Source organism: Nonomuraea recticatena (assembly GCF_039533245.1).
GTDB classification, from domain to species: domain Bacteria; phylum Actinomycetota; class Actinomycetes; order Streptosporangiales; family Streptosporangiaceae; genus Nonomuraea; species Nonomuraea roseola.
The window spans coordinates 1-5,317 of record NZ_BAAATE010000088.1 but is presented as its reverse complement, the minus strand read 5'-3'; the positions used below and the strand labels follow the sequence as shown (position 1 = coordinate 5,317).

At 66.5% G+C, this 5,317-nt stretch carries 8 protein-coding genes and 1 pseudogene; 1 reads left to right on the top strand and 8 read right to left on the bottom strand.

Translation table 11 applies throughout. The features are described 5' to 3' along the window. The 5 genes and pseudogenes from ABFX50_RS50295 to ABFX50_RS50275 form a co-directional block, all read right to left on the bottom strand. Positions 1-117: pseudogene (locus ABFX50_RS50295) on the bottom strand (IS5/IS1182 family transposase); the annotation flags it as partial. Between the two features lie 227 nt (positions 118-344). Further along, the gene (locus tag ABFX50_RS50290; protein WP_346158346.1) at positions 345-1,628 is read right to left on the bottom strand and encodes an AbiJ-related protein; all 1,284 of its coding nucleotides are present in this window, start codon (positions 1,626-1,628) and stop codon (positions 345-347) included. Positions 1,629-1,969: 341 nt separating this feature from the next. After that, positions 1,970-2,182, bottom strand: a complete 213-nt coding sequence (locus ABFX50_RS50285) for a hypothetical protein (RefSeq protein WP_346158343.1) — start codon at positions 2,180-2,182, stop codon at positions 1,970-1,972. An 18-nt stretch (positions 2,183-2,200) separates the two neighbouring features. Then, on the bottom strand, positions 2,201-2,515 hold the full coding sequence (locus ABFX50_RS50280) for a hypothetical protein (RefSeq protein ID WP_346157967.1): 315 nt from the start codon (positions 2,513-2,515) through the stop codon (positions 2,201-2,203). Continuing rightward, the gene (locus tag ABFX50_RS50275) at positions 2,512-2,748 is read right to left on the bottom strand and encodes a hypothetical protein (protein WP_346158342.1); all 237 of its coding nucleotides are present in this window, start codon (positions 2,746-2,748) and stop codon (positions 2,512-2,514) included. Before ABFX50_RS50275 ends, ABFX50_RS50280 begins: the two co-directional genes overlap by 4 nt. A gap of 467 nt (positions 2,749-3,215) precedes the next feature. On the opposite strand from ABFX50_RS50275, the gene ABFX50_RS50270 reads away from it, so the two are divergent. After that, positions 3,216-3,452, top strand: a complete 237-nt coding sequence (locus ABFX50_RS50270; RefSeq protein ID WP_346158340.1) for a hypothetical protein — start codon at positions 3,216-3,218, stop codon at positions 3,450-3,452. Here the strand turns inward: ABFX50_RS50270 and ABFX50_RS50265 are convergent. The 3 genes from ABFX50_RS50265 to ABFX50_RS50255 form a co-directional block, all read right to left on the bottom strand. After that, positions 3,442-3,780, bottom strand: a complete 339-nt coding sequence (locus ABFX50_RS50265) for a MazG nucleotide pyrophosphohydrolase domain-containing protein (RefSeq protein ID WP_346158338.1) — start codon at positions 3,778-3,780, stop codon at positions 3,442-3,444. The genes ABFX50_RS50270 and ABFX50_RS50265 overlap by 11 nt on opposite strands. A gap of 77 nt (positions 3,781-3,857) precedes the next feature. Then, a complete protein-coding gene (locus ABFX50_RS50260) occupies positions 3,858-4,979 on the bottom strand; it encodes a DNA glycosylase AlkZ-like family protein (protein WP_346158336.1) in 1,122 nt (373 codons plus the stop codon). A gap of 96 nt (positions 4,980-5,075) precedes the next feature. Beyond that, a partial coding sequence (locus ABFX50_RS50255) for a hypothetical protein (RefSeq protein ID WP_346158333.1) occupies positions 5,076-5,317 on the bottom strand: 242 nt, incomplete at its 5' end.

Below are 5,317 nucleotides of genomic sequence, written 5' to 3'. Positions count from 1 at the left end.
CCGATCGTCGACCCGCCGCCGCCCACCACCCTGCGGGCGCGTCGGCGCCGGCGGAACCACCCGCAGGAACAACTCCCACAACTCATCAGGCGCCAGCCGGCAAAGGAACGCATCCACGAACGAACCAACGATCAATCCCCAAATGAGTCACGGTCTTAGGAGGCCCTGTGGTGCGGGGATGGCGTAGGGCGCGGTCACGGCAGCTTGACCTCACTCCCGGGCGGCGTGATCCGCACGATCCGCTCAGGCTTTGTCAACGTGCTGGGAGCCGCATGGACACAGTCCTGTGAGGCGTTCCGAACGACCGTTTTCGGGACGGCTGTGGACGAGAGCTGACTGCGTGATCAATGAGGCGGAATCAACGCCCGGGTGAGGTCTTCGTGGAGGCGTTCCTTCAAGGAGACGCGGTCGTTGGTCTGCTCGTGCGCGATGCGGATCGTTCGAACGCCACAGCGGCTCCAATGCCGGTCGCGATCTTCGTCGTCGGCCTTGCGGGTACGGCCGTAATGGTGTGGGCCGTCGACTTCGATGATGACGGCGCGGCCGTTGCCGAGGATCGTGAAGTCGGGGCTGCGCACACCCGCGTCGCGAAGCTTGGCGGAGGGGAGCGGCAGGATGGCGATGGAGCGCTGGAGTGGACTGTCCCGTTGGATCTCACAGAGGATCTGGTAGACGACAAGTTCGGCCCGGCTGCTGAAGACCAGGCCGTCCAGTGTCGGGTATCCCTCGCCAACTGCTCTCTCGCGTCGCGCCTGATTGGTTGCAGCGGGGGTGGCGGCTACCTGCCGCCAGTTCTGCGGCACGGGAGGAAGGGGCAAAAGCGCGGCCTCGACCACCAGCGACCTGACATCCTCGCGTTGAAGCCGCTTAAGCACAGTGCCCAGGTGCCGCCAGATCAGCTCGGTCACTGCCGGGGTGAACTCGAGGACGAGAGCTGGATCCACGGTGAGGACGGCTTCGTAGGTGGCGGCCGTCCAGTTGTCGCCGGACATCGGGTGGAAGACGCCGCCGTCACGGCGCAGGGTGAGAGTCGCGTGGTGAAGAAGGTCGCGGGCCAGTCCCTGGCCGTCTGCGTCCAGGAGATGGTGCGCCTGACCGAGGACGAGATCGAGTTTGCTGGCGTCATCGTCCCGGAGCGGCAAGGAGATCACTGGGCCTACAGCCTTGCCTGTCGCGACCGGAGCGTAGATCGGCCGACCCGACAAGAACTCCTGAGCGCGTAGGGCCCAGCCGTCCGGCTCCAGAAGCCGGTTCAGCTGATCGACCTGCCGGGCGGCTTGGTCAGCGTCGGGCTGCACCTCGGGATGGACTATCCGCGCCAAGAACGCCAGGAGGACCTCGTCAGGGCCGTCGAGAAGCTGGAACCGGGAGTCTTCGAAGATCCAGTCGTCCTCCCAGTCAAGGTTGTTCATCCGATGCTGGCCGATGTCGCGGCGAGCTGTCGTGTACCGAGAATCGCTTGATGGCAACGCGTCCAGATCGTAGAGACCGTCCAGGAAGGCGATCTCATCGAGACGCCCCCACCATGCGCCGTCCATGGCACGTAAGTAGTCGAAAACGTCACGTCGAGTCACTGCTGTGATCTTCGACTGGTGGTCACGCGGGGACGGAGTAAAGGGCTGTGCCATGTACCCAGGATGGGTCTTCCGTTGGAGTCTGTGCCACCAGCCTCGTAGCACTACTGCGAGCGTGCCCTTCGCCGCACCGATGCCCACCAGGACGAGCGCGCGGCCACCGAGCGGGCCCGCCAGGCCGCCATCGCTGCGCGCGCGGCCGGCGTCTCGGTCCGGCGCATCGCCGACGTTGGCGATGTGAGCATCGACTCCGTCACCCGGTGGACCAAGCCCGCCACCACCATCGCCTGAGCAGACACGCACGACAGGGGACAACGAGTGGCGCGCGTTCTTCGGTAGTGTGTTCGAACAGAAGGGGCATCCTGATCGCGGCCGAACCGGCGCTCCGCGACTCACTAACCGGACTGAGCAACCCCAAGCTCATCCGCCGATGCGCTGTCATTGGCGGCTGCGGCCAGAGCCTGGGTGAGGGTCGCGAACAGCAGGCCCGCGGCAGGTGTGTGCTCCTGATATTCGGCTTTCGTGACGAGCCGAGCGCCAGCAAGGAGATCGAAGCCATCGACGGTGTCCATGTCGAATGCCGCGAAGCTGACGTGCGGGTTGATCATGTGCATCCCTTCAGCGGGTTACAGATCCTCCGACAGGCGACGGTAGGCCCGCACAGCTTCCAACTCCTGGGGGGAGATGGTGTCGTGGTGCTCCAGGAACCAATCGCGGATCAGCCGCATGGGCTGGGTGCAGTTGACGTAGCGGCGGGCGCCGTTCACGGTGATCGGAACCGTGAGGGTGTCGCCGTCGTGGGAGGACATGACCGTCAGGCCGATGATGAAGCGGCGGCGGGACTCCAGGACGGAGGCCGCGGAGGTGACGAGCATCAGCCGTTCGCGGTCGATGCCCTTCGGGCTGTAGAGGAAGACCCCGCCCGAGGTGAGTGGGATCACGCGGCGCCCCGCTCGCGGAACTCGTCGTCAGCCGCGGCGGCTTCCTGCTCGTCGGCGAGCGCCTCGGCGAATGCGTCGTCGGTGGCGGCGGGCGCCCCCTTGGCGATGGCGTAGTAGATGACGGCCTTCTCGACCCAGGCCGACTTGCTCAGCCGGTCTTGTTCGGCGCCGGCCTCGATGAAGCCGTGAGCGATCTCGCTCAGGCTGTAGGAACCGTTCCTCGTCGTACTCATATTCGTAATGGTACCTGGCATGGTAGTCATGCTAGTAGTGCCACTATGAGTGGCGCTGGGAATCCGTGCAACTTTTTAACTCCGGGAACGTCTTCCCGCAGGTAAAATCAATATGATCTCCTTCGACGCAAGCTCCCTCAACCTGCGTTGGCATGGCATTCGCCGATGAGCTGCACCTATTTCCGTACGGCTCTCACTCCCGCCTGCGCAGGGAGCACGCCAGGTGTTCAAGGTCCAGACGGGCGAGGTCCGGCTCACCCCCACGTGCGTGGGGACCCTCAAGAAGAAAGGTTGGTTTCGAAGCGACTTTCGGGACGCCCGTTCCTGGGAAACGCGCTCCCCGATCGCCATCGCTACACCGTCCCGTAGACGACCGTTTCCGGACGGCGCGCACTGCAGATTGTCGCGCCTCACCCTGTTCAGGTAGACCGTGGCGTGTGGCGGACGGCGACATGGTCGGGGCGGGCGTGAGAGTCCGCACGGTCATGCTCGACGCCGGCGAGTGGGTGATCGCCAGAGTCTTCGACCCATCCGCTCAGCGCGGAGAGGCTCGGCTGAAAGTGACGACTCTGCACGGGGCGGTGGTCGCCTACGCGCGCACGCCGGAGGAGTTGGCGGCGATCGTGAATCTGGCCGCACTACGGCGCGACCGGCCGCGCGAGCGCGCCGCAGTTCGAGCGCTGAAAAGTCGGGCTACGAGTTGACCGCTGTCGTCCAGACTCGGGTCTCGTTGATCCGCTCCTTGGCGCGCAGGGCTTCAGCCAGGTCGATCCCTGCGCGATTGGCGATGGCCGCGACATAAATCAGGACGTCGGCCAGCTCGTGACCGACAGAGCCGACCTGGCTGGTTGGGTCGATCGACATGGCGGTCTGCTTGCGCACCGCCTTGCACACCTCTCCGGTCTCCTCGGCCAGCTTCAGACACTGATCGACGATGCTGCTGTGGGCGAAGCCCCGTTCCTGCTCCATCTCAGCGACGTAGCGCTGAAGTTCTTCCAGCGACGGTGAATGCGTGTTGGGAAGAGGGTGCATGGTGATCCCGCGTGTGACGAATGAGAGAGCGCCACGCTAGCAGCAGCGCCGGTTATGGCTCACCGGAACCCCGACTTTCACAAGCTCAGCTGGCCTTGCGCGATCCGAGGGTCGGGTGCGCGGTACAGGCCGGAGCGCAGGACGGCCGTGTGTCGGGCGGCGGCCGCCCGAACCTCAGGGCGCCGGGCGGCCGGCAGCAGGCCAGGGATGAGCCGGTGGCGTACCCGCTTGGTGGAGGGGTCCCACGTCCAGGTGCCGACCACGCGGCCGTCCACCGCGATCGTGGGCATGACTTCGCCGATCTGGTTGAACGCCGCCTCCTGGGCGAGGTCACCCAGATAACGGCGGCGGGTCTCGAAGTACGCCTTGAGCGCGACATCCTCGTGCGCGAGCAGGTTAACCCCGCTGACGTAGTCGGCGTCGTCGGCCACGGTGAACTCAGCGAACCGCTGGGCGCTCATGTACAGCGGGCTGTCGCTCCACGGGGTGAACAGCCGGACAAGCTTGACGCCCGACCGCTCCAGGGCTTCCGCCACGGCGGTGCGCGACAGTGCCGACCACCAGGTGGCGTCTCGGATGCTGATCGGGCCGTACCGGTCAAGGTAGGCGGCCATCAGGAACTCGACCGCAGTGTGTGGATCCAGCATGGTGTCGAGGGTGGGGTAGGCGCTGGCGGTAAGCGCGAAGACGCGTACCTCACGGTTCCAGCCCGCGGCCTGGTTCAGGTAGGCCAGGGTGCCCCGCTCCCAGGCGAGTTTGAGCGCCAGTCGTGTCACCATCACCGGTATCCCTGCCGCGCCGAGCCGGGCCTCTATGGTGCGGTGGAACAGCGGCCCGGACTCGCCCAGCAACTCCACCACGGCGGCGGTGGCCGCGGTGATGGCGGCGTGGCTGTGGCCGACGTTGACGATCGCGCGCAGGGCGTCCCGTTCGCGGAAGTGCAGGGTGGCGGCGTGCGCGGCGGCGGCGAGGTCCAGCGGCAGCGTGTGCAGGGTCTTGCGCATGCATCGCACAGTCACCAGGCGGGAGCGTACGGCCGGGTCGAACAGCTCCAGCGGGATGGACTGGTCGGCTGCACGGGCCGCCACCGTGGCGAATGGCGACGGCAGCCGCGCGGCGTGCAGCCCCAGCCCGGCATCGGCGATCTCCTCTACCCCGGTCCGGCGGGTGTGCGGGGCGAGTCCTTGGCGAGCCAGCACCCAGTTCCACAGCCGGTCGGCCCCCGAGGGCTGAGCGTTTGGGTTTCTGCCGTCTCGGGGCCGGGGCTAGCCATGCGGGGCAGCTAGCAACGGTCGTCACCCCTGCGGGCCCCATTCGTCTTCCACGAACCGGCGCAACTCGGCGTAGGACCGTTCGGTTTCGGCCCACGTCTCGTCGTCGCCCCACCAGCGGCGGGTGTTGTGGTGAATGTGGAACTTGCTCCAGTCGCCATCCCATCCCGGCTGCTGGTGGGTGCCGCGGATGCCGTGCAGCAGGGCGTTGGCGTACACCTCGGTGCCGGGCAGCGGCACGAAACGGAACAGCGACACCCGGCCGA

What these genes read in the sequence shown, in the direction of transcription:
- ABFX50_RS50290 (WP_346158346.1), bottom strand. Translation starts at nt 1,628, where the DNA reads ATGGCACAGCCCTTTACTCCGTCCCCGCGTGACCACCAGTCGAAGATC.
- ABFX50_RS50275 (WP_346158342.1), bottom strand. Translation starts at nt 2,748, where the DNA reads ATGAGTACGACGAGGAACGGTTCCTACAGCCTGAGCGAGATCGCTCAC.
- ABFX50_RS50265 (WP_346158338.1), bottom strand. Translation starts at nt 3,780, where the DNA reads ATGCACCCTCTTCCCAACACGCATTCACCGTCGCTGGAAGAACTTCAG.
- ABFX50_RS50285 (WP_346158343.1), bottom strand. Translation starts at nt 2,182, where the DNA reads ATGATCAACCCGCACGTCAGCTTCGCGGCATTCGACATGGACACCGTC.